The following is a 26498-nucleotide window of genomic DNA, read 5'->3' on the forward strand; positions in this document are numbered from 1 at the left end:
CGACGGCGTGCTCTTGCTGGTCGGCGCGGAGGTCCCCAAAGAACTGCTGGTTTCACCGTTCCCTGCGGAGCTGGCCGCCGTTCTCGCCGAGCACAACCGCGACGCCACCTGGGGCACTCGCGTGCGGCTGCGCGTCGCCGTGCACGCGGGAGAGATCCGCCAGGACGCGCACGGCGTCACCGGGCCCGCCCTCAACACCGCCTTCCGCCTGTTGGAGGCCGAGCAGGCCCGGACCGCGTTGCACAGACCGTCCGGCACGCTGGCGGTGGTGGCGTCCTCTTATATGTATGAGGAGGTCATCCGGCACAGCCCGCCCAGCGGCCCCGAGTGGTTCCGCCCGATCGATGTGGCCGTCAAAGAGACCCGCGCACGGGCGTGGCTGCGGGTGTTCGACGCTCCCGGCACGGCTGCCGGCGTCGTGGCGGCCCGACCGCCGGAGCCCGTCCCCGCCGCGCCGTGCCAGCTGCCCGGCGCGGTGCGCGACTTCGTCGGCCGGACGGCCGAACGGCGTGCGCTGACCCGTCTGCTGGACGAGTGCGGTCGCGGAGCGGTCATCGCGGTGATCACGGGCACGGCAGGCGTGGGAAAGACCGCGCTGGCCGTGCACTGGGGCCGCCAGATGCGCGACCGGTTCCCCGACGGCCAGTTGTACGTCAACCTGCGCGGCGCCGACCCCGAGCCGCCCATGCCGCCGCGGCACGCGCTGACCCAGATGCTGCAGGCCATGGGTGTTCCCGCCGCCGCGATCCCCACCGGCCTCGAGCAGCAGGCGGCGCAGCTCCGCTCCCTGCTGGAAGGGAGGCGCGTGCTGGTGGTGCTGGACAACGCCGCCGACGCCGGGCAGGTGCGTCCGCTCCTCCCCGGCGCGCCCGGCTGCATGACGTTGGTGACCAGCCGCAACCGGCTGTCGGGCCTGGTCGCGTTGGACGACGCGGAGCCGATCGGGCTGGACCGGCCCAGCCCGGCCGAGGCGGTGGCGCTGCTGCGGCGCGTGCTGGGGGACGAGCAGGTCGACGCCGAACCCGAGGCCGCCGTCGAGCTGGCCGACAGATGCGCCTGCCTGCCGCTGGCGCTGCGCGTCGCCGCCGAACGCGCCGCCTCCCGTCCGCCGTTCCTGTCGCTGGCGGACGTGGCATCCGAGCTGGCCGACGAACGCAGCCGCCTCGACCTGCTGGACGCCGACGACGAGCGCACCTCGGTGCGCGACGTGTTCTCCTGGTCCTATGCCAAGCTGGCGCCCGAGACCGCCAGAGCGTTCCGGTTGCTGGCCCTGCATCCCGGGCCCGAGATCGAGGTCCACGCCGCCGCCGCGCTGCTCGACGAACCCTTGGACGACACCCGTCGGCTCCTGACCGCGCTCGTGCGCGTGCACCTGCTGGAGGAGTGCGGCCGCGACCGCTACCGCTACCACGATCTGCTGCGCATCTACGCCGCCGAGCGCGCCCGCGAGGAGGAGAGCGACGAAGACCGTGCGGCCGCGGTGCGCCGTGTGCTCGGTTGGTACTTCAACACCGCTGATGCCGTCCGCCCCCTGATCAGCTCGTCCGGTCCCAGTGTCGCCTTGGACACGGCCGGCGCCGCCTGCCGTCCGCCGGTGCCTTCACTGACGGCGCGCGAGGGCAACGGTGGCTGGACGGCGAGCACGGCGGCCTGCTGGCCGCCACCCGTTGCGCCCTGAAGGAAGGGCACGACGCGCTGTGCCGGGCGGGCTAGCCGCGGTTGGGGTCCTCGGGACCGAGCGCGGGCCCGTGGTCGAAACGGAACCGCGGGCCGGGCAGGCCGCTGCGCCTGAACGCCATGGGCGGTTGCCGCCTGCGCTCCGCGCTGAGAACGCCGGCGACCTCGTTCCGCAGCCGCGGCAGCATCGCGTACAGCACGTCGCCCGGGCAGGCGGTCGCGTTGTAATCGCGATGCCCCACGATCGCGTCGAAGGGGTCCAGGTCATACACGTCGCACAGCCACGCGCAGGTCTCCACCAACCGTGTCCAGAGGGCGGCCGTGGGCTGCACGGTCATGTAGGTGCCCTCGTTCTCGATGCCGATGGTGTGGTCGTTGTGGTTGAGCGTGTGTGCGCCGACGACGTGGTTGCCCGCCTGTATGGCAGCAAGGCTGCGATTGCGCCCTTCCATGAGATAACCGCCGCGGCTGATGGTGAGTTGCTGTCCGGTGTCATCCCAGCCGTTGGTGTCCATGTGGTATTTCTGGATCGCCCGCGACAGCGAGAAAGCGGCCTGGCGCGAATAGTTGGTGGTGTTCGCCGAGGCGGTGTGGTGGACGACGATGTGGTCGGGCGCGCGGTTCAGCACCGTCGCGGCACGACGCGGGGCGCGGGCCTTCCATTCGGCCCGCGTGTAGACGCGGGGGGCCGCGAGCGCGGCCGACGGCAGGACGGGGGCGGCGCCGAGCAGCGCGCCGCCGGTCAGCGTGGCGGCGCCCTTGAGGACGCCGCGGCGGTTCAGGCGGATGGCTTCGGACATGACCGGGGCTCCTCGAGAGTCGATCGGCCGGTCCTAGATGACCTTGCTGCGGGAACGGTAACTCAGAAACTGATCTGCCAGAAGAGGCTGGAGGGACCCCAGTTATTCGAGCACCGTGTGACCAGGAAGAGCATTCGAAAAAAAGGGAGTTTGGGCATACGTCGAGCGGTACGCAGCCGCCATGCGTTGTACCGGCGCGTGACCCTGCCACTGCCGTGCCGCCGCTCTTCGGGCCTCAGTAAAGCTTGCGCTCACCGTTCGTCCGGCTCCGGTACCAGGCCGATTTGAGAAGCGACCAGGAGCCCGGTCCAAACAACGCGGCGGGGACCGACGTCACGGATCGCGAGAGAGGGCTCCGGTCCGCTCGTCGTAGTGGGGGTGTGCTCGAGCGACCCGCTGTCAGCGAGTCGTCTCCGCCGCGGTGGACAGGCGGCGCCGAGCCTTCGTGCCGCCGCCGCATGCCCGCTGCGCCGCCGGGGCGGCGGTCGCGGCCCCCACAGGGAGGCAGCGGTCGGCAAGAGACCAAGGACAAAGTGTTCACAGGGGGCGCTGTCGCGGTTGTCAGCGTCAGCGGGGCCGTTGCGACATTCCGGGATGCGGGGGTGGACGGGGTGCTCGGCGGACGCGCCCCCAGGGCCGCCGAGCACCCCGTGTGCCGCTAGATGATCAGGTCGAGGAGCAGGACGAACACCAGGCCGGTGACCGACAGGATCGTCTCCATCAGCGACCAGGTCTTGACGTTCTGTCCGACGCTCAGCCCGAAGTACTCCTTCACCAGCCAGAACCCGGCGTCGTTGACGTGCGAGAAGAACACCGAGCCGGCGCCGATGGCCAGCACCAGCAGCGAGGTCTCGCCGGAGTTCAGGGTGGTGACCAGCGGGGCCATGATGCCGGCGGCGGTGACGGTGGCGACCGTGGCCGAACCGGTGGCCAGCCGGATCAGCACCGCGACCACCCAGGCCAGCAGCAGCACGGACATGCCGCTGTCGGCGACCCAGTCGGCGACCAGTTTGCCGATTCCGGTGTCGATGAGGGTCTGCTTGAAGCCGCCGCCGGCGGCGACGATCAGCAGGATGCCCGCGATCGGCGGCAGCGACTTCTCCAGCACGCCGGAGACCTCGCGCAGGTTCATGCCGGCGCCGAGGCCGAAGGTGAACATCGCCACGACGACCGCGATGAGCAGCGCCACCAGGGGCGTGCCGAGGTTGTCCAGGACGGTGCGGACGTGGTCGCCCTCATCGAGGAAGATGTCGGCCAGCGCCTTGCCCATCATCAGCACGACCGGCAGCAGCACCGTGACCAGGGTGACGCCGAACGACGGGCGCCGCCGCGGCGCGCCGCCGTCCTCCGCCGCCGCGTCGCCGGCGGACGCCGTCTCGTAGAGGGCGGGCGCCGGGACGTCCACCCAGCGGGCGGCGTACCGGGCGAACAGCGGCCCGGACACCGCGATCGTCGGCAGGGCCACCAGCACGCCCAGGGCGAGCGTGACGCCCAGGTCGGCCTTGAGAGCGTCGATGGCGACCAGCGGACCGGGGTGCGGGGGCACCAGGCCGTGCATCGCGGACAGGCCGGCGAGCGCGGGGATGCCGACCCGCACCAGCGACAGCCCGGACCGGCGCGCCACCAGGAAGATCACCGGCATCAGCAGCACGAGCCCGATCTCGAAGAACATCGGCAGCCCGATCAGGGCGCCGACCAGGCCCATCGCCCACGGCAGCGCGCGCGGGCCGGCGCGTCCGACGATGGTGTCGACGATCTGGTCGGCGCCGCCGCTGTCGGCGAGGAGCTTGCCGAACATGGCGCCGAGCGCGATGAGCGCGCCGACGCCCGCGGCGGTGCTGCCGAAGCCCTCGCCGAAGCCGCTGACCGTGTCGGCCATCGGCAGCCCGGCGGTCGCGCCGACCAGCAGCGACCCGAGCGTCAGGCTGAGGAACGGGTGCACCTTCAGCCAGGTGATGAGCACGACGATCAGGGCGATGCCGGCGACCGCGGCCAGGACGAGCCGGCCGCCTCCGGCGATGGGCTCCTCGGGCGGGGCCAAGGCGAGCGACGCGAGGTCGGGGGTCATGTCAACCTCCGGGGAGACTCCGCCTCCGGACGGGGGAGGGAACTGTCGGGGTGGGAAGAGGCCTGCCGGTGACACGGGGGAGCAGGCCGGTCATCGCGTGGACGGCGGGGGCGCCGCCTCCAGGTAGGCGTCGATGAGCGCGTCCACGGGGGCGTCGAGGTCGAGGACCAGCCCGCGCTCGTCCGGGCCGAGCGGCTCCAGCGTGTCGAACTGCGAGTCGACGAGCGAGGCGGGCATGAAGTGGTCGGTGCGTTCGGCGACCCGCCGCCGCACCACCTCGCGGTCGCCGTGCAGGTGCACGAACGTCGCCTCCGGAGCCTGCTCGCGCAGCAGGTCGCGGTAGGCCCGCCGCAGCGCCGAGCAGGTGACCACGCCGCCGCCGTCCGCGTGCTCGGCGAGCCACGCGCCGATCGCGCGCAGCCAGGGCAGCCGGTCGGCGTCGTCGAGCGGGACGCCCGCCGACATCTTGGCGATGTTGGCCGGCGGGTGGAAGTCGTCGGCGTCCGCGAACGGCACCCGCAGACGCCGGGCGAGCGCGGCGCCGAAGGTCGTCTTGCCGGACCCCGCCACGCCCATGACGACGAGCAGCGGGGCGGCGTGACCGCGGGCTGTGTCCATGACATCGACCTTTCGGATGACGTTTGCCAGAGTGTGACATGAGTCATCATCTCTTAACAACAGCTGATGGATATAAGTCTGATTTTTTACCCTGGATTCCTCGGTGCCTCGTCAAACGTGTGATGATTGGTGGTCATGGGGGGCAGTGATCCGGCCGGACTGCACGGCAGCGTCCTGGACGAGCTGGGCATACTGATCACCTCGGGACGGCTGGCCCCCGGTCGGGTGCTGCGGATCGAGGAGCTGGAGACCCGCTTCGGGGTGTCCCGGTCGGTGGTCCGCGAGGCGATCCGGGTGCTGGAGTCCATGGGCATGGTCAGCAGCCGCCGCCGGGTCGGCGTCACCGTCGCGGCGCGCCCGTCCTGGAACCTGTTCGACCCCCGGATCATCGGCTGGCGGCTGGAGGGGGAGGACCGCGACGCGCAGCTGCGGTCGCTGAGCGAGCTGCGCCTCGGCGTGGAGCCGGTGGCCGCCGCGCTGGCCGCGCGCCGCGCCACGCCCGCCCAGTGCGGCACGCTGACCGGGGCGGTCATGCAGATGGCGGTGCACGCCAGGTCCGGCGACCTGGACGCCTACCTGGAGGCCGACATCCTGTTCCACCGCACGCTGCTGGAGGCGTCCGGCAACGAGATGCTGGGCGCGCTCGGCGACGTGGTGGCCGCCGTCCTGGCGGGCCGCCACCAGCACCACCTCTTCCCCGCCACCCCCGAGCCCGCGGCGATCCGCTGGCACGCCGAGGTGGCGCAGGCGGTGCAGGCCGGGGAGCCGGAGGCCGCCGAACGCGCCATGCGCGACATCGTCGAGGAGGCGACCCGGGCCATGCTCGGCGAGACCGTGCACGAAGCCCCCGAGGCGACGTAGCGGGGCCTCGAGCGGACTTCGGAAGCGGCGGCCGGCGAGGGACGATGGACGCGACGGTTCCGTGAACCGGCGGTGGCCGCATCCCCCCGGAGGCGCGACATGAGCGACACGACCGGCCGCAAGTCCCTGCTGCCGACCCGCAAGTGGTGGGCGGCGCTCATCACGGCCCTCACCGCGGTACTGATCAACTGGGTGCAGGCCGGGCACGTCACCAAGGAGATCCTCATCGCCCTGATCGGGGTGGTGTCGCAGGCGGCGGTGGCGTACCTGGTGCCGAACGAGAGCACCCCCGGCGGCGTCCCGGTGCGGCGCTGACCGGCGCGGCAGTCATGTCCTGACATCCGGTCGCCAGCACGTCAGGACAAGATCTGATCACAAAGCGTAGTGGACCGTGCCATCCGGGCGGGAGCGCTGGTTACGATCACGTGCGACGCGACGCCTCGCCGTGGGGGCACGATGACACAGACCGCCAGCGGGACCCGGTTCGACGACACCCGGCAGGCCGCCCTGCCCGACGCCCCGTCGAGGGAGGCCCCCGACGACGGCGCCCTGCCGCCGGAGCGGGTCGAGGCGCCCGCGCCCGGCCGCCCGCCCGAGCCGTCCCTGCGCGATCCGTGCGCCGAACGCGAACAGGCGGCCGAACGGCTCCCGCGGGGGGAGGACGAACCCGGGCTGGACGTCTTCCTCACCGGCCAGGTCTTCATGGACATGATCTTCACGGGGCTGCCGGGCCTGCCGGCGCCCGGCACCGAGCTGGTCACCGACGGCCTCGGCTCGGCCCCCGGCGGCGTCGCCAACATCGCCGTCGCCATGAGCCGCCTGGGCCTGCGCGTCGGTCTGGCGGCCCCGTTCGGCGACGACATGTTCGGGGCGTACCTGTGGCGCACCCTGTCCGAGCAGGAGGGGGTCGACCTGCGCCGGTCCCGCATGATCCCGGGCTGGCCGTCCCCGGTGACGGTGTCGCTGGCCTACGACTCCGACCGCAGCATGGTCACCTACGCCAAGCCGCTGCCCGTCTCGCCGGAGGAGCTGGTCACGGTGCCGCCGCGGGCCAAGACGTGCTTCGTCGACATCGACCGGCCGGTGCCGGACTGGGTGGCGGCGATGCGCCGCGACGGCGCCCGCGTGTTCGCCGACCTGGGCTGGGACTCCACCGAGACGTGGTCGACCGAGGTGCTCGACCGGCTGCGGCACGTCGACGTGTTCCTGCCCAACGCCGTGGAGGCGATGGCCTACACCCGCACCCGCTCGCCCGAAGAGGCGGCCCGGGCGCTCGCCGAACGGGTGCCCCTGGTGGTCGTCAAGCGCGGCGGCGACGGCGCCCTGGCGATCGACGCGGCGACCGGGGAGTGCGCCGAGAGCCGCGCGCTGCCGGTGGAGGCGCTGGACGCCACCGGCGCGGGCGACGTGTTCGCCGCCGGATTCGTCTTCGGCACGCTGGCGGGCCTGCCGCTGGAGGAGCGGCTGAAGTTCGCCAACCTGTGCGCCGGGCTGTCGGTGCGGCACCGCAGCGGATCGCTGGGGTCGCCCTGCTGGGGCGAGATCGCGGCGTTCGGGGAGTCCGGCGAGGTCCCCGAGGAGGTCCTGGCGGACTACGCCTTCGTCATCCCCTTCATCCCCGAGTCGGCCGCCGACACCGCCGTCCGCGCCGAACCGACCCTGCGGTCCCTCCGTGCGGACGACGCCCCGGTGGCCGTCATGAGAGAGGCGGAGCAACGATGACCACGCGCATCGCGGTGATCGGCGCCGGCAGCGGCTACATGCCCGGCGTCATCCGGGGGCTGCTGCACCGCGCCGGCGACCTGGCCGGGACGGAGCTGCGCTTCCACGACGTGGACGCCGAGCACCTGGACGTCATGACCCGGCTGGCCCGCAACATGTTCGCCGCCCGCGGCGCCGACTTCACCGTCAGCGCGCACACCGACCTGCGGGCCGCGCTGGACGGGGCGCAGTTCGTGTTCACCACGTTCCGGCCGGGCGGGCTGCGCGCCCGCCACCTGGACGAGTCGATCCCGCTGAAACACGGCGTGGTCGGGCAGGAGACGGTCGGCCCGGGCGGGTTCTTCATGGCCTGCCGGTCCGTCCCGGTCCTGCTCGAGATCGCCGACGTGCTCGCCGACGTCGCCCCGGACGCGTGGATCGTCAACTACACCAACCCCACCAACGTGGTCACCGACGCGGTCGAGCGCCACACCGACGCGAAGATCATCGGTCTGTGCGACCAGTGGGTGGGCGACACCGAGACCTGGGCGGACCTGCTCGGGCTGCCCGCCGACGGGCTGGAGATCGACTGGATCGGCACCAACCACGGCACCTGGGCCGAGCGCGTCCGGCTGAACGGCGAACCCGTCGACATCGCCCCGCTGCTGGCGGCCGTGGAGCCGCGCGGCGACGCCACCCCGCACCGCGACCCGGTCCGCATGGCCGAACTCGGCAAGGCCCTCGGCCTCCTCGTCAACTCCTACTCGAAGTACTACTTCTTCCATGACGAGGTGGTCGCGGAACTGCGCGAGAAGGGCACCACGCGCGCCGAGGACATCATGGCGATGCTGCCCCGCTACTACGCGCAGGTGGCGGCCGAGGCCGACAAGCCCGACCCGGATCCCAGCCGCGAACGCGGCGGCGGCGAGCACGGCGAGTTCGCCGTGGACGTGATCTGCGCGATCGCCCGCGACGAGCAGCGCCGGTTCATCGTCAACACCCGCAACCGCGGCGCGATCGCCTCGCTGGAGCCGGACGCGATCGTCGAGGTCCCGGCGCTGGTGGGCCGCCAGGGCCCGGTGCCGCTGGTGATGGGGGAGCTGCCGCGCCAGGTCCGCGGCCTCACCCAGGCCGTGCACGAGTACGAGCGCCTGGCCGCCGACGCCGCCGTCACCGGCGACCGGCGCACGGCGCTGCGGGCGCTGCTCGCCCACCCGTTCGTCCCCGGCCTGCGCGTCGCGGAGCAGATCCTCGACGAGGGCCTGGCCGCGCACCGCGCCGACCTCCCCCAGTTCACGAAGGAGCGGTAGCAGATGCCGATGAGATCCACCGCGAGCGGAGGCACCGTCCACGGGTCCGGCGTCCGGCGGGTGGGACGGCGGACGGTGCTGGCGGCCGTGGCGGTCGCCGCCCTCGGCGCCGCCTGCGCCCCCGGCTCGGACGCCGAGCGGCCCCCGACCAAGGCCCCCGACGCGGTCGAGACCGACGTCGCCAAGGCTGGCAGCGTGACGCTGACCGTCTGGGACCAGGAGGTGCAGGGCGGGCAGCGCAAGCAGATCGAGAAGCTGAACGCCCAGTTCCAGGCCAAGTACCCCAACGTCAAGATCAACCGGGTGTCCCGGTCGTTCACCGACCTGCAGAACACGCTGCGGCTGGCGCTGTCCGGCGACAACCCGCCCGACGTCGTGGAGGCCAACCAGGGCTACGCGGCGATGGCGCAGTTCGTCAAGGCCGGCATGCTGCTGCCGCTGGACGCCTACGACCAGGTGTACGGGTGGCGCAAGCGCTACCCCAAGGGCCTGACGGACCTCAACAGCGTCACCTCCGACGGCAAGCTCATCGGCTCCGGCAGCCTGTACGGCGTCTCCCTCAACGGCGAGATCGTCGGGCTGTACTACAACAAGGACAAGCTGGCGAAGCTGGGCCTCCAGCCGCCCAAGACATGGGGCGAGTTCGAGCAGGCGCTCGCCACCGCCAAGAGCAAGGGCGAGATCCCCATCGCGTTCGGCAACCAGGAGAAGCTGCCCGCGATGCAGCTGTACGGGGTGATCCAGGACCAGTACGCGTCCAAGCAGGCCGTGCGGGACCTGGTGTTCGGCAAGGGCGGCTCGTGGAGCGACGGCCCGAACGTGCAGGCGGCGCAGAAGCTCGCCGAATGGGCGCGGCGCGGCTACTTCACCAAGGACGCCAACGCCATCAAGTGGGACGACACCCCCGCCAACTTCGCCAAGGGCGACGGCGTGTTCATGTTCGGCGGCACCTGGTGGGCGTCGGACCTGATGGACAAGATGGGGGACAAGGTCGGCTTCATGCTGCCGCCGCCGGCGCAGGCGGGCGGCGCCTCGGCCACCATGGGCGGGGAGAGCCTGCCGTGGGCGATCACCGCCAAGTCCAAGCACCCGGACGTGGCCGCCGCCTACATCGACTTCATCACCTCGCCGGAGGCGATGGACGTGGCGGTGGAGACCGGGAACCTGCCCGCGCTGGCGCCGCCGACCAAGAAGCCGCGAGGCGCGTTGATGAATGACATCCTCGCCGCCTGGAACACCCTCAGCAGGACCGACGGCGTCACCCCTTACCTCGACTACGCCACGCCCACGTTCGCCGACGCCTTCGGCGGGCCCCTGCAGGAGCTCATCACCGGCAAGACGACCGCGCAGCAGGCGATGCGGAAGGCCCAGGACGACTACGCCGCCTTCCAGAAGAAGAAGTGAACGGGCGGGGCGCGCCCCGGCGCGCCCCTCGACCCCGGACCCGAGGGAGCCGTCCATGACGATCGTCGCGCGGCCCGAGAGCCGACGCGCCCGGCGCGCGGACCGGCCCGCCGCCCGGCGGTCCGGCGCCCCCCGCGGCGCCGGCTCACCCGGCGAACCCCGCCGGATCGGCTGGCTCTACGTCCTCCCGGCGCTGCTGGTCTACGGCGCGTTCCTGCTGTGGCCGCTGGTCCGCGGGGCGCAGTTCTCGCTGTACGAGTGGGACGGCCTGGGCCCGGCGACCTGGGCAGGCCTGTCCAATTACGGCGAGATGCTGTCGGACCCGGTGCTGCGCGGGTCGTTCGGCCACCTGGCCGTGCTGATCGTCTTCTACGCGGTGCTGCCGTGCGGCGTGGCGTTCGTGCTGGTCGGCGCGATGTCGCGGGCGCGGGTCAGGGGCCTTGCGTTCTTCCGCACCGCGCTGTTCCTGCCGCAGGTGGTGGCGATGGTGGCGGTCGCGGTGGCCTGGCAGTGGATGTACTCGGCCGACGGCCCCGTCAACGGGCTGCTGCGCGCCCTGCACTCCCTCGGCCTGCCGGACTGGTCGCGCGGCTGGCTCGGCGACTTCACCTTCGCGCTGCCCGCGGTCGGGCTGATCGGCACGTGGGTCAACATCGGGCTGGCGATGGTGCTGCTGCTGGCGGGGGTGCAGAAGATCCCCCGCGAGCTGTACGAGGCGGCGCGCATCGACGGCGCCGGGCCGGTGCGCGAGTTCTGGACGGTGACGCTGCCGGGCCTGCGCCGGGAGCTGGCGGTGGCGCTGACCCTCACCTCGATCCTGGCGCTGCGCAACTTCGACCTCATCTACATGGCGACCGGCGGCGGCCCCGGCGACGCCACCAAGGTCCCCGCCTACGAGGTGTACAACCGCACGTTCAACACCGGGGAGGTCGGGCTCGGCTGCGCGGTCGGGATCACCATCGCGGCGCTGGCGTTCGCGATCACGGCGGGGATCCGGCGGGCGGTCGAGGGGCGCCCGGACCGCGCGGAGGGCAGGGCATGATCGCGCGCAGGGAGCAGGTGGTCAACTACGCGGTCCTCACGCTGTTCGCGGTGATCGCCGTCTTCCCGATGGTCGGGGTGGTGGTGCGGGCGCTGCAGCTGCCCGACCTGGACCTGTCCGCCTTCGCCACCGCCTGGCGGGACGGCCGTTTCGCCGTCTACCTGCGCAACAGCGTGATCGTCACCGTGGTGACGGCGGCGGCCGCCACGGTGCTGTCCATCATGGCGGGGTTCGCGCTCGGCACCATGCGCTTCCGCGGCGCGGACGCCCTGGCGCTGCTGTTCGTGGCCGGGCTGACGATCCCCACCGAGGCGATCGTGGTGCCGCTGTACTTCGACCTGCGGTCGCTGCACCTCGACAACACCTACGCCGGGGTGATCCTGCCGCAGGTGGCGATGTCGGTGGCGTTCGGGACGTTCTGGATGCGCGCCTACTTCCGCAGCGTCCCGCCGTCCCTGCTGGAGGCGGCCCGGATGGACGGCGCAGGCAGCTGGACCACCCTGTGGCGGGTCCTGGTCCCGATGGGCCGCCCCGCAATCCTCACCATGATCCTGCTGATCTCCATGTGGACCTGGAACGAGTTCCTGCTGCCGCTGGTGATCCTCAACTCCGAGGAGGGGCTGCGCACCGCGCCGCTGGGCCTGTCGTTCTTCCAGGGCGCCCATAAGACCGACTACGCGGCGCTGATGGCCGGCGCGCTGATCATCGCGGCGCCCGTCGTGCTGCTGTACGTGTTCCTGCAGCGCCACTTCATCGCCGGAATGCTCTCGGGGGCCGTCAAGGAGTAGGGCCGGCGGCCGCGCCGCCCGGCACGAACGAACAGGAGGCTTCCATGCGAAGACTCGCCCTGTCCGCTCTGTCCGTGGCCCTGTCCGCCGCGCTCGCGGGCACCGCCGCCCCGGCGCCCGCACACGCGGCGGCGGAGCGCGCCGGGGGCGACGCGCCCGGCCGGTCCGCCCCCTCTGAAAAGGGACGGCTCGACGTCCTGTTCGTCGGCGCGCATCCCGACGACGAGGCGGGCGGCCTGTCCACCTACGGGCAGTGGAACGAGTTCAACGGCGCCCGCGTGGGCGTGCTGACCGTGACCCGCGGGGAGGGCGGCGGCAACGCGGCGGGCACCGAGGAGGGCCCGGCGCTGGGGCTGCTGCGCGAGGACGAGGAGCGCCGCGCGGTCGGCAAGGCCGGGGTGACGGACGTCCACTACCTCGACGACGTCGACTTCTACTACACCGTCAGCGCCCCGCTCACCGCCGACGTGTGGGATCACGACGAGGCGCTGGAGCGGGTCGTGCGGCTGGTGCGGCGGACCCGGCCGAAGGTGATCGTCACCATGGAGCCCGCGCCCGTGCCCGGCCAGCACGGCAACCACCAGGAGGCGGGGCGGTTGGCCACCGAGGCGTACTTCCGGGCCGCCGACCCGGCCGCGTTCCCCGAGCAGATCACCCGCGAGGGCCTCAAGCCGTGGGCGCCGGGACGGCTGTTCGTCACCGGCGGCGCGTCCGGCCCGACCGGGCCCGAGTGCGCGTCGCGCTTCACCCCGTCGACACAGGCGGCGACCGTCTACGGGGTGTGGGGCGGACGGGCCTCGCCCCGCAACGGCGGCAAGACGTGGGCGCAGGTGGAGCGCGAGGCCCAGCGGGTGTACGTCAGCCAGGGCTGGGGCGGGTTCCCCGACGTGCCGTCCGACCCGAACCAGATCGGCTGCGACTACTTCACCCAGGTCCACAGCCGCGTGCCGTACACGCTGGACGACCGCGACGCCGCCGGCATGCTGGAGGGCGCCGTCACGCCCGGCAAGGGCGGGCTGCCGCTGGGCACGGCGTTCCAGCTGACCGCCGACGCGTTCGGCGTCACGCCCGGCGGGGAGTTCAAGGTCACCGCGCGCGCCGCCGCGCCCAGGGCCCTCCGCGGAGCCAGGGTGAGGCTCGAGGCGCCCGCCGGTTGGACCGTCTCCGGGTCCGGCGACCTCGGCACGGTCGGCCCTTCCGGACGCACGGCCGTGTTCACGGTGCGGCCGCCCGCGTCGGCGGCCTACGGGCGGGTGCGGCTGTCGGCCACGCTGTCCACCGCGCGCGGCTCCGGCCAGAACGCGGTGCCCGTGGAGGTGCGGGCCCCCGTCACCGGGGTCCAGGAGCCGCTCCCGCGCGTGCGGGACTTCGACGCCTGGGCGACGCGCAGCGGCGTTCCCCAGCTCACCGGGCGGGTCAAGCGCGTGCTGACGCTCGGGTCGGGGCAGTCGCGCACGGTCCGGGTCGACCTGTCCAACGCCTCCGACGCGGCGCAGTCGGGCACGGTGACGCTCGACCTGCCCGAGGGGTTCGCCGCTGACGCCGCGTCCAAGCCCTACCGGCTCGAGGCCGGGCAGACCGGATCGGTCGCCTTCACCGTTCGCAACACCGACACGTCCCTGCCCACCTCCAACCAGGGCGGCGTGAACGGCGACTACGACTACACCATCACCACCACGAGCACGACGGGCGCGCCCGACGTCCAGAAGGCCGCGCTGGAGCTGGTGCCGGTCGCCGAGCTGCCCAAGGCCGCCGCGGCGCCCGCGCTCGACGGCGCGGAGGGTCCGGGCGAATACCCCGGCCCCGCGCTCGACCTGTCGCGCCTGTGGGAGGGCACGGCGTGCGAGGCGCCCGCCGACTGCTCGGCCACCGGCAAGGTCGCCTGGACCGACGAGGCGCTCTACTTCCTGATCACGGTGCGCGACGACCGGCAGGGCGCCGTCCTCGGCGCCGACGACTGCAAGCGGCACTGGCGCACCGACTCGGTCGAGATCGCCATCGACCCCCGCGGCGACTCGGAGAACACCTCCAGCACGTTCAAGACCGGCATCTTCCCGGTGACGGGCGACGGCGAGCCGTGCTTCCAGCGCGACGCCGACCAGCACCAGGGGCCGGGCGCCGAGACCGCGCCCGGCATGCGGGTCGCGGCCGCGGTCGCGCGGCCCTACGACGGCTACACCGTCGAGGCGAAGATCCCCTTCACGGCCCTGCCCGCCGCCGTCGACCCGCGGCGCATGGGCCTGAACATCTTCGTCTACGACTCCGACACCGAGGACAAGACGGGGCAGACCCGGATCGGCTGGTCCACCTGGGGCGGTGTGCAGGGCGACCCGTACCGCTGGGGCCTGGTCGCGCTGCCCGGGCACACGCCGCCGTCCGGCATGCCGACCACGCCGAAGCCGCCCGTCATGCCGACGGACGCGGCCGCGTCGGTGAACTCGCCGCAGTCGATCAGGCAGGCCGCCGAGACGGGCGTTCCGCTGGCCGGGGGACCGGCCGCCCCGCGCGGCGCCACGGCCCGCATCGTCGGCAGGCCGGTCGTCGCGCACGGCGCCACCGCGTTCCGCCTGCGCGCCACCGGCCCCGGCACCGCGTACGCGCACGTCTGGGACGGCAGGGTCCTCGGCACCAAGAGGATCACCATCACCCGCGCCGGCACCGTCGCCGTGACCGTCCCCGGCACGACGGGCTACCTGGCCGTCGCCTTCGCGTCCGCGGCGGGGGGAACCGCCAGCGGCGTCGCCCCGCTCACCGGCCGCTGACCGCCCCCGTCGCCGGCGTCCGGGCCCGCCCGGACCGCCGTCCGCGGTCCGGGCGCCGGGGCGGTCACTTGCCGACGAGGGTGTGCGAGAAGGAGTAGCGCTTGGCCCGGTAGACGTGGCTGCCGTACTCGACCGCGCGGCCGGTGTCGTCGTAGGCGACGCGGGTCATGGTCAGCAGCGGCGCCCCGCGGGGCTCGTCGAGCAGGCGGCCCTCGGCGGCCGTGGCGGCGCGGGCGCCGATCGTCTGGTGGGCGATGCGCAGGTTGACCCCGGCCGCGCGCAGCGTCTCGTAGAGGCTGTGCCGCTCCAGGTGGTCGGCGGTGACGTCGAGCACGTCCAGCGGCAGGTGGTTGGTCATCAGGGCGAGCGGGGCGTCGCCGGTGAGCCGCAGCCGTCGCAGCAGCACGACCTCGGCGTCGACCGGGACGCCCAGCTGCTTGGCGACCTGCGGACTCGCGGGCACCGGGCCGAACTCCAGCACGCGCGTGGACGGCCGCTCGCCCGCCGCCGCCAGGTCGTCGTACAGGCTGGACAGCTCGATGGGACGCTGCACCTGCGGCTGCACGACCTGCGTGCCGACCCCGCGCCGCCGCACCAGCAGGCCCTTGTCCACCAAGTGCTGGATGGCCTGGCGCACCGTGGGCCGCGACAGCCGGCAGCGCGCCGCCAGCTCCATCTCGTTCTCCAGGCGCGTGCCCGGGGGGAGGGCGCCGCTGCGGATCGCCTCCTCCAGCTGCTGGGCGAGCTGGAAGTAGAGCGGGACCGGGCTGGTCCGGTCCACGGAGACAGAAGCTCTGTGCACAGTCGGGGCTCCCTAGGTGAGGACGGCACGAGGATAGTCGGACCGTGTTACGAATAAGTCAGGGAGTCTTAATGTCAGGACATTCTCTTGACAGTATATGGATCGTTCCATGAGGCTTGATCACGTCCGGGGCGCGCCGCCCCCGCACGGCGCGCGGCCCGGGGGCGCCTCGGGGGCCGCGTTCGCGCGCGGCCGGACATCGGGAGGTCGGAATGAGGGTCGGGCTGGCCGGAGCGGGACGCATCGGGGCCGGGCACGCCGAGACGCTGAGCAGCCTGGCGTCCGTCGACTCGGTGGTGGTGGCCGACGCCGACGCGGCGCGGGCGCGGGAGGTGGCCGCGAAGGTCGGGGCGGAGGCGGCCCCCTCGGTGGACGCGCTGTTCGCGTCGGGGCTGGACGCCCTGGTCGTCGCCGCGGTCACCAGCGCGCACGCCGAGCTCGTCGTCCGCGCCGTGAAGGCCGGGCTGCCGGTGTTCTGCGAAAAGCCCCTCGCCCCCGACATCGACGGCACGCTGCGGCTGATGGACGCCGTCCGGGGGTCGGACGTGCCGGTGCAGGTCGGGTTCCAGCGGCGCTTCGACGCCGGGCACGTCGCGGCGCGCGAGGCGGTGCGGTCGGGGCGGCTCGGCTGGGTGCACACCCTCCGCTCGTGCACGCTGGACCCGGCGCCGCCGCCCGCCGCCTACATCCGCGGCTCGGGCGGCCTGTTCCGCGACTGCTCGGTGCACGACTTCGACGCCATCCGCTTCGTCACCGGACGCGAGGTGACGCGCGTGTGCGCCACCGGCTCCAACCGGGGCGCCGACTTCTTCGCCGAGGCCGGCGACGTCGACACGGCCGCCGCGCTGCTCACCCTCGACGACGGCACCCTGGCCCTGGTGTCGGCGACCCGCTACAACGCGGCCGGCTACGACGTGCGGCTGGAGGTGTTCGGATCGGCCGGCAGCGTGGTCGCCGGACTGGACGACCGCACCCCGCTGAACCCGGCCGACGAGCGCGGGCCCGGGCTGCGCCCCGCCGGCCCGCCGCACGCGCACTTCCTCGACCGGTTCGCCGAGGCGTACGCGAGCGAGCTCGGCGCCTTCGTCGACGTGGCGGCCGGGCGCATGGACAACCCCTGCCCACCCGAGGAGAGTCTGGAGGCGCTCTACGTGGCCGAGGCATGCGAGCTGTCGCGGCGCGAGGACCGCGTCGTGACGATGGAGGAGGTCCGTCGATGATCGCCGCGGAGCGGGTGGCGGGCGCCCCGATCTCCTGGGGCGTGTGCGAGGTGCCGGACTGGGGCCACCAGATGGCGCCCGACCGCGTCCTGGCGGAGATGCGCGACCTCGGGCTGGCCGCCGCCGAGTTCGGCCCCGACGGCTTCCTGCCCGCCGACCCCGCCGAACGCGCCCGCCTGCTGGCGTCGTACGGGCTGCGGCCGGTCGGCGGGTTCGTGCCGCTCGTCCTGCACGACGCCGCGCGCGACCCGCTGCCGGACCTGTCCCGCGCGCTCGACGGCTTCGGCGGGCCCGGCGCCGTCGTCGTGCTCGCCGCGGCCACCGGGCTGGACGGCTACGACCGGCGCCCCGACCTCGACGCCGGCGCCTGGCGGACGCTGCTGGACAACCTGCGCCGGGCCGCCGCGCACGCCGCCGACCGCGGCCACCGCGCCGTCCTGCACCCGCACGTCGGCACCGTCGTCGAACGCGGCGACGAGGTGGACCGCGTGCTCGACGGCACCGACGTGCCGCTCTGCCTGGACACCGGGCACCTGCTCATCGGCGGCGTGGACCCCCTCGCCCTGGCCCGCGCGGCCGCCGACCGCGTCGCCCACGTCCACCTCAAGGACGTCGACGCGCGGCTGGCCGAGCAGGTGCGGGACGGGCGACTCGCCTACACCGAGGCGGTCCGCCAGGGCATATACCGGCCGTTGGGACGCGGCGACGTCGACGTGCGCGGCATCGTCGGCGCGCTGGAGTCGTCCGGCTACCAGGGCTGGTACGTCCTGGAGCAGGACACCGTGCTCGCCGCCGAGCCGCCGCCCGGAGCCGGGCCGCGCGACGACGTCGCCGCGAGCATCTCCTACCTGCGAGGCGGCGCGTCATGACCCACGACCTGATCACCATGGGCCGCGTCAGCGTGGACGTCTACCCGCTGCAGGTCGGCGTCCCGCTCGAGGACGTCGAGACGTTCGGCAAGTACCTCGGCGGCAGCCCCACGAACGTCGCCGTCGCCGCGGCCCGCCACGGCCGCCGCACCGCCGTCATCACCCGCACCGGCGACGACCCGTTCGGCCGGTTCGTCCACCGGGCGCTGCGCGGATACGGCGTGGACGACCGCTTCGTCACGGCCGTGCCGGACCTGCCCACGCCGCTGGCGTTCTGCGAGATCTTCCCGCCCGACGACTTCCCGCTGTACTTCTACCGGCGGCCCAAGGCGCCCGACATGCAGATCGAGCCCGGCGAGCTGGACCTGGACGCCATCCGCGCCGCCACCCTGTTCTGGGCCACCGCCACCGGGCTGTCCGACGAGCCCAGCCGCGAGGCGACGCTCACCGCGCTCGCCGCGCACCCCGGCACCACCATCCTGGACCTCGACTACCGGCCGATGTTCTGGTCGTCGGCCGACGACGCCCGCCGCGAGATCGGCGAGGCCCTGCGGCACGTCGCCGTCGCCGTCGGCAACCTGGAGGAGTGCCGGGTCGCCGTCGGGGAGGACGAGCCGCTCGCCGCCGCCCGCGCCCTGCTCGACCGCGGCGTCCGCGTCGCCGTCGTCAAGCTGGGGCCGCACGGCGTGCTGGCGGCCACGCGCGACGAGACGGTGCGGGTGCCGCCGATCGAGGTCGAGGTCGTCAACGGGCTCGGCGCCGGCGACGCCTTCGGCGGGGCGCTGTGCCACGGGCTGCTGTCCGGCTGGGACCTGGAGCGCATGATCCGGTTCGCCTCGGCGGCGGGGGCGCTGGTGGCGTCCCGCATCGCCTGCGCCGACGCCATGCCCGCCACCGACGAGGTGGAGCGGCTGTTGAGAGAGGACGCCATGACACCGACGACGTCCGGCGAGGGCGCGCCGTGAGCGCCGGCACCTTCGCGGAACGCTACGCCGAGCTGGTCGAGATCCGCGCCACCCGGCCGGAGGCGGTCGCGCAGGCCGCCGCGCGGCGGGTGCGGCGCGCCGCCGTGCCCGGCCCGACCGGCCGGCTGATGATCGTCGCCGCCGACCATCCGGCGCGCGGCGCGCTGGCCGCCCGCGGCGACCCGCTCGCCATGGCCGACCGCCGCGACCTGCTCGAACGCATCTGCGTCGCGCTGTCGCGGCCCGGCGTGGACGGCGTGCTCGGCACCCCCGACGTCATCGAGGACCTGCTGCTGCTCGGCGTCCTGGACGACAAGGTCGTCCTCGGGTCGATGAACCGGGGCGGCCTCGCGGGCGCCGCCTTCGAAGCCGACGACCGGTTCACCGCCTACGACGCCGACGCGATCGCCGCCGCCGGGCTCGACGGCGGCAAGATGCTGCTGCGGGTCGACTACGGCGACCCGGCCACCGCGCGCACCCTCGAGGGCTGCGCCCGCGCGGTGTCCGCGTTGGCCGGGCACCGGCTCATGGCCATGGTCGAGCCGTTCGTGTCCCGGCGCGAGGCGGGCGGCAGGCTGACCAACGTCCTGACCACCGAGGCCATGAGCAAGGCGGTCGCGATCGCCTCCGGCCTGGGCGCCACGTCCGCGTACACCTGGCTGAAGGTGCCGGTGGTGGACCGGATGGAGCAGGTGATGGCGGCGTCCACGCTGCCCGCCGTGCTGCTCGGCGGCGAGGTGCCCGCCGACCCCGGCGAGGCCCTGTCCGCCTGGCAGAAGGCCCTGGCGCTGCCGACCGTGCGCGGACTGGTCGTCGGCCGCGCCCTGCTGTACCCCTCCGACGACGACGTCGCCGGAGCCGTCGACGCCGCGGTGAGGCTGCTGTGAGTCCCTACCTGACCGAGATCACGCCGGAGAAGGCGGGCTGGACCTATTCGGGCCTGCGCGTCGTCGCCCTGCCGCCGGGCGGCGAGCACGCGCTGCGCACCGGCGAGGAGGAGATGCTCGTCCTGCCGCTCGCCGGCTCCTGCACGGTGACGATCGACGGCGCGGTCTTCGAGCTGCAGGGCCGCCGGAGCGTCTTCACCCGCGTCACGGACTTCGCCTACGCGCCCCGCGACGCCGAGGTGACGATCCGCTCCGCGGGCGGCGGGCGGTTCGCGCTGCCGTCGGCGCGCTGCGAGGCGCGGCTGACGCCGCGCTACGGCCCCGCCGAGGGCGTGCCCGTCGAACTGCGCGGCGCCGGGCAGGCCAGCCGGCAGGTCAACAACTTCTGCACGCCCGAGGCGTTCGAGGCCGACCGGCTCATCGCCTGCGAGGTGCTGACGCCCGGCGGCAACTGGTCGTCCTACCCGCCGCACAAGCACGACGAGGACCGGCCCGGCGAGAGCGTCCTGGAGGAGATCTACTACTTCGAGGTCGCCGACGGGCCCGCCGGGCCCGGCATGGGCTACCAGCGCGTCTACGGCACGCCGGAGCGGCCGATCGACGTGCTGGAGGAGGTCCGCACCGGGGACGTGGTGCTGATCCCGCACGGCTGGCACGGCCCGTCGATGGCCGTCCCCGGGTACGACCTCTACTACCTGAACGTCATGGCGGGGCCGGGGCCCGAGCGCGCGTGGCGGATCTGCGACGACCCCGCGCACGCCTGGGTCCGCGACACCTGGCCCGGGCAGCCGCTCGACCCGCGGCTCCCACTGACCTCGACGGAGGAACGATCATGAGGCTGACGGTCGGCCAGGCGGTGGTGCGGTTCCTGGCGGCGCAGCGCGTCGAACGCGACGGCGTGCGGCAGCGCCTGTTCGGGGGGTGCTTCGGCATCTTCGGGCACGGCAACGTCGCCGGGATCGGGCAGGCGCTCGCCGAGTACGCCGACGAGTACGGCGCGGACTTCCGCTACTACCAGGCGCGCAACGAGCAGGCGATGGTGCACACCGCCGTCGGGTACGCGCGCATGCACGACCGGCTGCGGGTGCTGGCCTGCACCACCTCGATCGGCCCCGGCGCGACCAACATGGTGACCGGCGCGGCCCTGGCCACCATCAACCGTCTGCCCGTCCTGCTGCTGCCCGGCGACATCTTCGCCACCCGCCGCGCCAACCCAGTCCTGCAGGAGCTGGAGGACCCGCGGTCGTACGACGTGTCGGTCAACGACTGCCTCAAGCCCGTGTCGGTGTTCTGGGACCGGATCAACCGGCCCGAGCAGCTGCCGTCGGCGCTGCTGGCGGCGATGCGGGTGCTGACCGATCCGGCGGCGACCGGGGCGGTGACCCTGGCGCTGCCCCAGGACGTGCAGGCCGAGGCGCACGACTGGCCGGACGAGCTGTTCGCCGAGCGCACCTGGCACGTGCCGCGCCCGGTGCCGGAGCCGGCCGCGCTGCGGCGGGCGGTGGACGCGCTGCGCGGCGCGCGGCGGCCGCTGATCGTCGCGGGCGGCGGGGTGATCTACTCCGACGCCTGCGCCGAGCTGGCCGCGTTCGCCGAGGCGACGGGCATTCCGGTGGCCGAGACCCAGGCGGGCAAGGGCGCGCTGCCATGGGGGCACCCGTGCGCGGTCGGCGCGGTCGGCGCGACCGGCACGACGGCGGCGAACGCGCTGGCGCGCCGCGCCGACGTGGTCCTGGGGATCGGCACGCGCTACAGCGACTTCACCACGGCGTCGCACAGCCTGTTCGCCGATCCGGGCGTGCGGTTCGTCAACCTGAACATCACCGGGTTCGACGCGGCCAAGCTGTCCGGGGAGATGCTCGTCGCCGACGCCCGCGAAGGGCTCGCGGCCCTGCGCCGCGAACTGGAGGACCACCGGGTGGCCGACTCCTACCAGGCCGAGATCGCGGAGCTGACCGCGTCGTGGAACGCGACGGTCGACCGCGCCTACGGCCTGGGGCACGGGCCGCTCCCGGCGCAGTCGGAGGTGATCGGGGCGGTCAACGCGGCGGCCGGACCGCGCGACGTGGTGGTGTGCGCGGCCGGGTCCATGCCCGGCGAGCTGCACAAGCTGTGGCGGCCCGCCGGTCCGCGGACCTACCACGTCGAGTACGGCTACTCCTGCATGGGCTACGAGGTGGCCGGCGGTCTGGGCGTGAAGATGGCCGCGCCGGACCGCGAGGTGTTCGTGCTGGTGGGCGACGGCTCGTACCTGATGATGGCCCAGGAGCTCGTCACCGCCGTGGCCGAAGGCGTCAAGCTCATCGTCGTGATCGTGCAGAACCACGGGTTCGCCTCGATCGGCGGGCTGTCGGAGCAGGTGGGCGCGCAGCGGTTCGGCACCCGCTACCGCTACCGCGACGACAGCGGACACCTCGACGGCGGCCTCCTTCCGGTGGACCTGGCCGCCAACGCCGCCAGCCTGGGCGCCCACGTCATCCGCGCCACCACCATCGACGAGCTGCGGGACGCGCTGGAACAGGCCAAGGCCGCGTCGCACACCACGGTGGTGCACATCGAGACCGACCCTCTGGTGCCCGCGCCCGACAGCGAGGCGTGGTGGGACGTGCCGGTGGCCGAGGTGTCGGGACTGGAGGCGACCCGCCAGGCCCGCGCCCGTTACGAGAAGGAACAGCAGGCCCAGCGGCACTACCTGGGAACGTAGGAAACGCCGGGCGGCGCCGATCACGCCGCCGTCCAGGACCATCGGACCGTCCTCGCCCCCGCCGCGTGACGTGGCGGGGGCGACCGCATGCCGAGACGTTTGGCCGATGCAGGCTTCTTGAGAAGTCCCACATCACTTTTGGCATGGGCATGGCCATAGTGCCGGATGCCGGGGAAACGGTGCAGGACGGCACCAATTCACACCCAGGAGGGGCACATGGTGGGCATGCTGTGCAAGATGGGGCTGTCGTCCAACGTCATGTACACGATGGGGTTCGTGTCCATCGGCATGTCGGTGGCGTCGTGGATGCTGTCCCGCAACCTCGAACCGGCGGGCATCGACCGGGCCGACCGGTGGGGCATCTACATCGGGCAGTGGGCCCCGACCTTCTTCGCGCTGGGGTGCGCCATGCGCATGGAGGAGCAGTGGGGACGGCCGCGTCCGCACGAGGCGATGGAGCCGGGCCGCGAGCGGCTCCGGGAGGCCGAGCCCGTCGGCGGGGCGCCCGTCGGGGGCTGACCCCGGGCCGGGCGCGCGGGATCGGCGGATCGCGGCGTCTACCCGCCGGTAAAGGGGCAGGATCGGGGGCATGACAGCCCCCCACGGTGAGGCCCCCGGCGCGCACCGGGTCCGCCTGGTCGTCCGCGCCGACCCGCCGTCCGGCGGGCCGTCCGACGTGCCCGGGCTGCGCGACGTGGAACCGGGCGACCTGCGCGACCCCGACGCGGAGATCTTCGGCTGGACCTGCGTCTGCGGCAGCGGCTCGGCGTTCCTGCAGCCGCTGTGGCGGGCCCGGCAGATGGCGGCCGACCACCAGGAGACGATGGAGCGCCTGGCGCTGCGCGGCGAGCTGGTGGCGGGGGCCGTGCCCAGCGTGCTGCCCGAGTCGGCCGCCGAGATCGCCGCGTTGATCACCCGGCTGGCGCAGCGGCTCGGCGCGCTGGCGCTGAGCGTGGAGTTCGACGAGGACCGGGAGATCGTCCTCAAGCACCTGGGCACCGCGGCGGCCGCGATCGACATGGCGCTGCGCGACGCCCGCGACACCCGCCGCGACGACGCCTGACCGGGACCGCGCGGCGAGACGCGTCGCCTCCCGGCCCGGGGGCGCGGTCAGCGGTCCTCGCGGGCGTCGCAGGCGACGTCGGCGGGCAGCCAGCCGCGGCGCTCCAGCTCGTCCAGCAGCCGGTGGTAGGACTCGGTGAACCGGTCGCGGGCGCCGGGCCGGGGCTCGACGACGGTGCGGATCCGCACCATCGACTCGGCGACGTCGGCGAGGGAGCCGGCGCCGGTCGTGCCGTAGGCGGCCAGGATCGCCATGCCCAGCGCGGCGTCGGCGTGCTCGGGCACGCGGGCGGGACGGCCCAGCACGTCGGCGCGCAGCTGGGTCCAGTAGCCGCTGCGGACGGCGCCGCCGGTGAACGTCAGCGGCCCGTCGACGGGCGCGCCGAGCCTGCGCACGTACGCCAGCGCGAGCCGTTCGACGAACGCCACGCCCTGCAGCAGCGCGGCGTGGCGGTCGGCGTCGTCGGCGGGCGTGCCGAGCATGAACGGCACGGCGTCCGGCGCCGCGAACGGGAAGCGCTCTCCCCGGGAGACCAGCGGGTACGCCACGGCGCCGGACGGCTCCCAGCGGGCGGCGCGCCGGTCCAGGTCGGCCAGGCCGTCGGCGGGCAGCGCGCCCGCGCCCACGCTGGAGGCCCCTCCCGGCAGCCACGTCCCGTCGGGGGAGCGGTGGCTGTAGAGGACGCCGAGCGGGTCGCGCACCAGGGTCGGGGTGACGCCCTTGAGCACCAGCGTCGTGCCCAGCACCGAGTTCCACCGGCCGGCGCGCAGCGCGCCCGAGCCGATCTGGGCCGCGCAGCCGTCGGTCATGCCCGCCACGACGGGCGTCCCGGCCGGGATGCCGGTCTCCTCCGCCGCCGACGGCGACACCGCGCCGAGCACGGCGCCCGGCCGGACCACCTCGGGCAGCAGCGCGGCGTCCAGCCCCAGGGCGTCGAACACCTCGCCCGGCCAGCGTTCGCCGAGCGGGTCGTAGCCGGTCTTCAGGGCGTGGCTGGAGTCGGTGGCGACCCGGTCGCCGACCAGCCGCTCGTTGATGAAGTCGGCCTGGTGCAGCAGGCGCGCGCCGGGACGCCCGCGCGTCAGCCGCAGCGCCTTGGGCAGCGCCCACGACGGCTGGATGCGCCGGCCGAGCCGCGCCCACAGCGCGGCCCCGGCCTCCTGCGCCTCGGCGGCCTCGGCGCGGGCCCGGCCGTCGTCGTACATCAGGCCGGGCGTCACAGGGCGGCCGTCGTCGTCGGCGAGCAGCACGGTGCCGGAGGTGCTGCACACCGCGACGCCCCGGACCAGCCCCGGCGGCACGTCGCGCAGCGCCCTCCGCGAGGCGTCGCGCACGGCCGCCCACCACGCGGCGGGGTCCTGCTCGTGCCGCTCGGCCTCGCGCCGTCCGGTGAGCGGCGCCGAGGCGCGGCGCACCACCCTCCCGGAGGCGTCGGCGGCCAGCACCCGCACGCTCTGCGTGCCGAGGTCCACCCCCAGCCAGACCGGCCGCTCCACGGGGTCTCGCCGAGGGTCTCCCACCGCGCGCCCTCCCCAAATTATCGGTGTCCGATGTGAACTTATAACAGTCTATTGTTGACACCTACAAGAGCGGCGATGAACGTCCACGGCGTTCCGGTCTGACGTCTTCGTCGATGAGATGTCCAGCCTCGTCCGGTCGGCTCTGGGCGTCGGCGATCCGCCAGAGGAGGGCTCGGCGGGTCAGCGCGGCGGAGGTGTTAAGAACACATGACGACGTGTTACATATGCCGTCGCCCGTCCACCCGACCCGACGCGACCGCCCGCCGCCGGACCGGGCGCGGTGAACCCGGGCGCTCCCGCCTGCGTTACGTTCGCATAGCAGGGCCGTCATGGAGGGAGTCGGGTCGGTGGCGAAGAAGAGCGTGTCGGTCTCCCTGATCACGCTGGGGGACCCCGACACGCTGACCGGCGGGTACCGCTATCACCGGCGGATGGCCGAACTCGCCCCCCGCAACGGCGCCCGGCTCGTCTTCGCCTCCTTCCCCGAGCGGCCCTTCCCGCTGGCCGCCCTCGACGCGCGCGACGTGTGGCGGACGGTGCGCGAGCAGGACCCCGACGTGGTGCTCCTGGACAGCATCGCCGCCGCCTTCCTCGCCGCCTCCCGCGCATGGCCGGACGTCCCCGTCGCCGCCGTGCTGCACCAGCCGCCCGGCGGCATCGACCACGGCCGCCTGCGCACCGCCGTGCAGGCCGTCCTCGACCGCTCCGTCTACCGGCGGGTCGCCCGGCTCATGGTCGCCAGCGACCACCTCGCCGAGGAGCTGGCCCGGCAGGGGTTCGCCGACGCGGTCGTGGTGCCGCCCGGCCGGGACGTGGCCGCCCCCGACGGCCCGCCCGCCGACATGCGCGGCGGCGCCCGCGCCGCGCTGCTCTGCGTCGCCAACTGGCTGCCCCGCAAGGGCATCCTCGACCTCCTCGACGCCGTCGCCCTCCTGCCCGAGGGGGCCGCACGGCTCCACCTGGCCGGGGACGAGGACGCCGACCCGGCCTACCGCGCCGCCGTCCTGCGCCGCCTCGACCGCCCCGACCTGGCCGGACGGGTGGTCCGCCACGGCCGCCTGACCGGCGGCCAGGTCGCCCGCCTCTACCGGGACTGCGACGTGTTCGTGCTTCCCAGCACCCGCGAGCCCTATGGAACGGTGTACGGAGAAGCGATGGCGGCGGGCCTGCCTGTCGTCGGCTGGCGGGCGGGCAATCTCCCCCACCTGGCGAGGCAGGACCGGGAGGGCCGGTACGCGGAGGTCGGCGACGTCCCCGCGCTCGCCGCCGCGCTGCGCGCGCTGATCGACGACGCGGACCTGCGCGCCCGGCTCGGCGCCGCCGCCCGCGAACGCGCCGCCGCCTTCCCCACCTGGGAGGAGACCGCGCGCACCTTCTTCGCCACACTGCGGGAGATCTCATGACCGACACGCCTTCGCGCCAGGACCCGTCCGCCCG

The 26498-nt window shown here is 73.9% G+C and carries 23 protein-coding genes; 18 read left to right on the top strand and 5 right to left on the bottom strand.

Annotated features, from left to right (window positions below; translation table 11 throughout):
• Window positions 1–1678: ATP-binding protein (locus AR3_RS23150; RefSeq protein WP_245637921.1), on the top strand; the 1678-nt coding region annotated here is incomplete at its 5' end.
• 31 nt (window positions 1679–1709) lie between these two features.
• On the opposite strand, the gene AR3_RS23155 is transcribed toward AR3_RS23150, so the two are convergent.
• The 3 genes from AR3_RS23155 to AR3_RS23165 all read right to left on the bottom strand — a co-directional run bounded on the left by AR3_RS23155 (window position 1710) and on the right by AR3_RS23165 (window position 5163).
• Window positions 1710–2477: a peptidoglycan recognition protein family protein gene (locus AR3_RS23155; RefSeq protein ID WP_067916766.1), complete on the bottom strand. Its 768-nt coding sequence runs from the start codon at window positions 2475–2477 to the stop codon at window positions 1710–1712.
• Window positions 2478–3135: 658 nt separating this feature from the next.
• Window positions 3136–4545: a GntP family permease gene (locus AR3_RS23160; RefSeq protein ID WP_067916768.1), complete on the bottom strand. Its 1410-nt coding sequence runs from the start codon at window positions 4543–4545 to the stop codon at window positions 3136–3138.
• Between the two features lie 90 nt (window positions 4546–4635).
• Window positions 4636–5163 carry a gluconokinase gene (locus tag AR3_RS23165; protein WP_067916769.1) on the bottom strand — a complete coding sequence of 176 codons (528 nt, stop codon included), beginning with the start codon at window positions 5161–5163 and terminating at the stop codon, window positions 4636–4638.
• A 135-nt stretch (window positions 5164–5298) separates the two neighbouring features.
• Here AR3_RS23165 and AR3_RS23170 point away from each other — a divergent pair, with 135 nt between their 5' ends.
• From AR3_RS23170 to AR3_RS23205, 8 genes are all read left to right on the top strand, one after another.
• Window positions 5299–6024 (top strand): FadR/GntR family transcriptional regulator, encoded by a 726-nt coding sequence (locus tag AR3_RS23170; protein WP_067916771.1) that lies wholly within the window; start codon window positions 5299–5301, stop codon window positions 6022–6024.
• A 99-nt stretch (window positions 6025–6123) separates the two neighbouring features.
• Window positions 6124–6339: a hypothetical protein gene (locus AR3_RS23175; protein WP_067916773.1), complete on the top strand. Its 216-nt coding sequence runs from the start codon at window positions 6124–6126 to the stop codon at window positions 6337–6339.
• A 141-nt stretch (window positions 6340–6480) separates the two neighbouring features.
• Complete coding sequence (locus AR3_RS23180) at window positions 6481–7746, top strand: carbohydrate kinase family protein (RefSeq protein WP_083951803.1); 1266 nt, start codon at window positions 6481–6483, stop codon at window positions 7744–7746.
• The gene (locus tag AR3_RS23185; protein ID WP_067916775.1) at window positions 7743–9035 is read left to right on the top strand and encodes a family 4 glycosyl hydrolase; all 1293 of its coding nucleotides are present in this window, start codon (window positions 7743–7745) and stop codon (window positions 9033–9035) included. Before AR3_RS23180 ends, AR3_RS23185 begins: the two co-directional genes overlap by 4 nt.
• Before the next feature lie 3 nt (window positions 9036–9038).
• Window positions 9039–10439, top strand: coding sequence for an extracellular solute-binding protein (locus AR3_RS23190; protein WP_227023151.1), 1401 nt, complete (start codon window positions 9039–9041; stop codon window positions 10437–10439).
• Between the two features lie 55 nt (window positions 10440–10494).
• Window positions 10495–11481, top strand: a complete 987-nt coding sequence (locus AR3_RS23195; protein ID WP_106258664.1) for a carbohydrate ABC transporter permease — start codon at window positions 10495–10497, stop codon at window positions 11479–11481.
• Window positions 11478–12269 (top strand): carbohydrate ABC transporter permease, encoded by a 792-nt coding sequence (locus AR3_RS23200; protein ID WP_067916777.1) that lies wholly within the window; start codon window positions 11478–11480, stop codon window positions 12267–12269. Before AR3_RS23195 ends, AR3_RS23200 begins: the two co-directional genes overlap by 4 nt.
• A 44-nt stretch (window positions 12270–12313) precedes the next feature.
• Window positions 12314–15031, top strand: coding sequence for a sugar-binding protein (locus AR3_RS23205; protein ID WP_217998710.1), 2718 nt, complete (start codon window positions 12314–12316; stop codon window positions 15029–15031).
• A 64-nt stretch (window positions 15032–15095) separates the two neighbouring features.
• Here AR3_RS23205 and AR3_RS23210 read toward each other — a convergent pair whose 3' ends face one another.
• Window positions 15096–15812, bottom strand: coding sequence for a GntR family transcriptional regulator (locus AR3_RS23210; RefSeq protein WP_083951804.1), 717 nt, complete (start codon window positions 15810–15812; stop codon window positions 15096–15098).
• 233 nt (window positions 15813–16045) lie between these two features.
• Between AR3_RS23210 and AR3_RS23215 the strand changes: the two genes are divergently transcribed.
• The 8 genes from AR3_RS23215 to AR3_RS23250 all read left to right on the top strand — a co-directional run bounded on the left by AR3_RS23215 (window position 16046) and on the right by AR3_RS23250 (window position 23541).
• The gene (locus AR3_RS23215) at window positions 16046–17053 is read left to right on the top strand and encodes a Gfo/Idh/MocA family protein (protein ID WP_067916781.1); all 1008 of its coding nucleotides are present in this window, start codon (window positions 16046–16048) and stop codon (window positions 17051–17053) included.
• Window positions 17050–17922, top strand: coding sequence for a TIM barrel protein (locus AR3_RS23220; RefSeq protein ID WP_067916783.1), 873 nt, complete (start codon window positions 17050–17052; stop codon window positions 17920–17922). Before AR3_RS23215 ends, AR3_RS23220 begins: the two co-directional genes overlap by 4 nt.
• Window positions 17919–18887, top strand: a complete 969-nt coding sequence (gene iolC, locus AR3_RS23225) for a 5-dehydro-2-deoxygluconokinase (RefSeq protein WP_067916784.1) — start codon at window positions 17919–17921, stop codon at window positions 18885–18887. Before AR3_RS23220 ends, iolC begins: the two co-directional genes overlap by 4 nt.
• Window positions 18884–19774 carry a Cgl0159 family (beta/alpha)8-fold protein gene (locus AR3_RS30800; RefSeq protein WP_067916785.1) on the top strand — a complete coding sequence of 297 codons (891 nt, stop codon included), beginning with the start codon at window positions 18884–18886 and terminating at the stop codon, window positions 19772–19774. The genes iolC and AR3_RS30800 overlap by 4 nt, the downstream gene beginning before the upstream one ends.
• Complete coding sequence (gene iolB, locus AR3_RS23235) at window positions 19771–20610, top strand: 5-deoxy-glucuronate isomerase (RefSeq protein ID WP_067916787.1); 840 nt, start codon at window positions 19771–19773, stop codon at window positions 20608–20610. The genes AR3_RS30800 and iolB overlap by 4 nt, the downstream gene beginning before the upstream one ends.
• A complete protein-coding gene (gene iolD / locus AR3_RS23240) occupies window positions 20607–22478 on the top strand; it encodes a 3D-(3,5/4)-trihydroxycyclohexane-1,2-dione acylhydrolase (decyclizing) (RefSeq protein ID WP_067916789.1) in 1872 nt (623 codons plus the stop codon). The genes iolB and iolD overlap by 4 nt, the downstream gene beginning before the upstream one ends.
• A gap of 216 nt (window positions 22479–22694) precedes the next feature.
• A complete protein-coding gene (locus AR3_RS23245; RefSeq protein ID WP_067916791.1) occupies window positions 22695–22997 on the top strand; it encodes a hypothetical protein in 303 nt (100 codons plus the stop codon).
• 70 nt (window positions 22998–23067) lie between these two features.
• Complete coding sequence (locus tag AR3_RS23250; protein WP_067916793.1) at window positions 23068–23541, top strand: hypothetical protein; 474 nt, start codon at window positions 23068–23070, stop codon at window positions 23539–23541.
• A gap of 47 nt (window positions 23542–23588) precedes the next feature.
• Here AR3_RS23250 and AR3_RS23255 read toward each other — a convergent pair whose 3' ends face one another.
• Entirely contained in the window at window positions 23589–25061 is a 1473-nt protein-coding gene (locus AR3_RS23255) for an FGGY-family carbohydrate kinase (RefSeq protein ID WP_227023152.1), read from the bottom strand.
• A 347-nt stretch (window positions 25062–25408) separates the two neighbouring features.
• On the opposite strand from AR3_RS23255, the gene AR3_RS23260 reads away from it, so the two are divergent.
• Window positions 25409–26464 (top strand): glycosyltransferase family 4 protein, encoded by a 1056-nt coding sequence (locus AR3_RS23260; protein ID WP_067916797.1) that lies wholly within the window; start codon window positions 25409–25411, stop codon window positions 26462–26464.
• The last annotated feature ends 34 nt before the right edge of the window (window positions 26465–26498 follow it).

The organism is Actinomadura rubrobrunea NBRC 15275 (genome assembly GCF_001552235.1).
GTDB lineage: Bacteria > Actinomycetota > Actinomycetes > Streptosporangiales > Streptosporangiaceae > Spirillospora > Spirillospora viridilutea.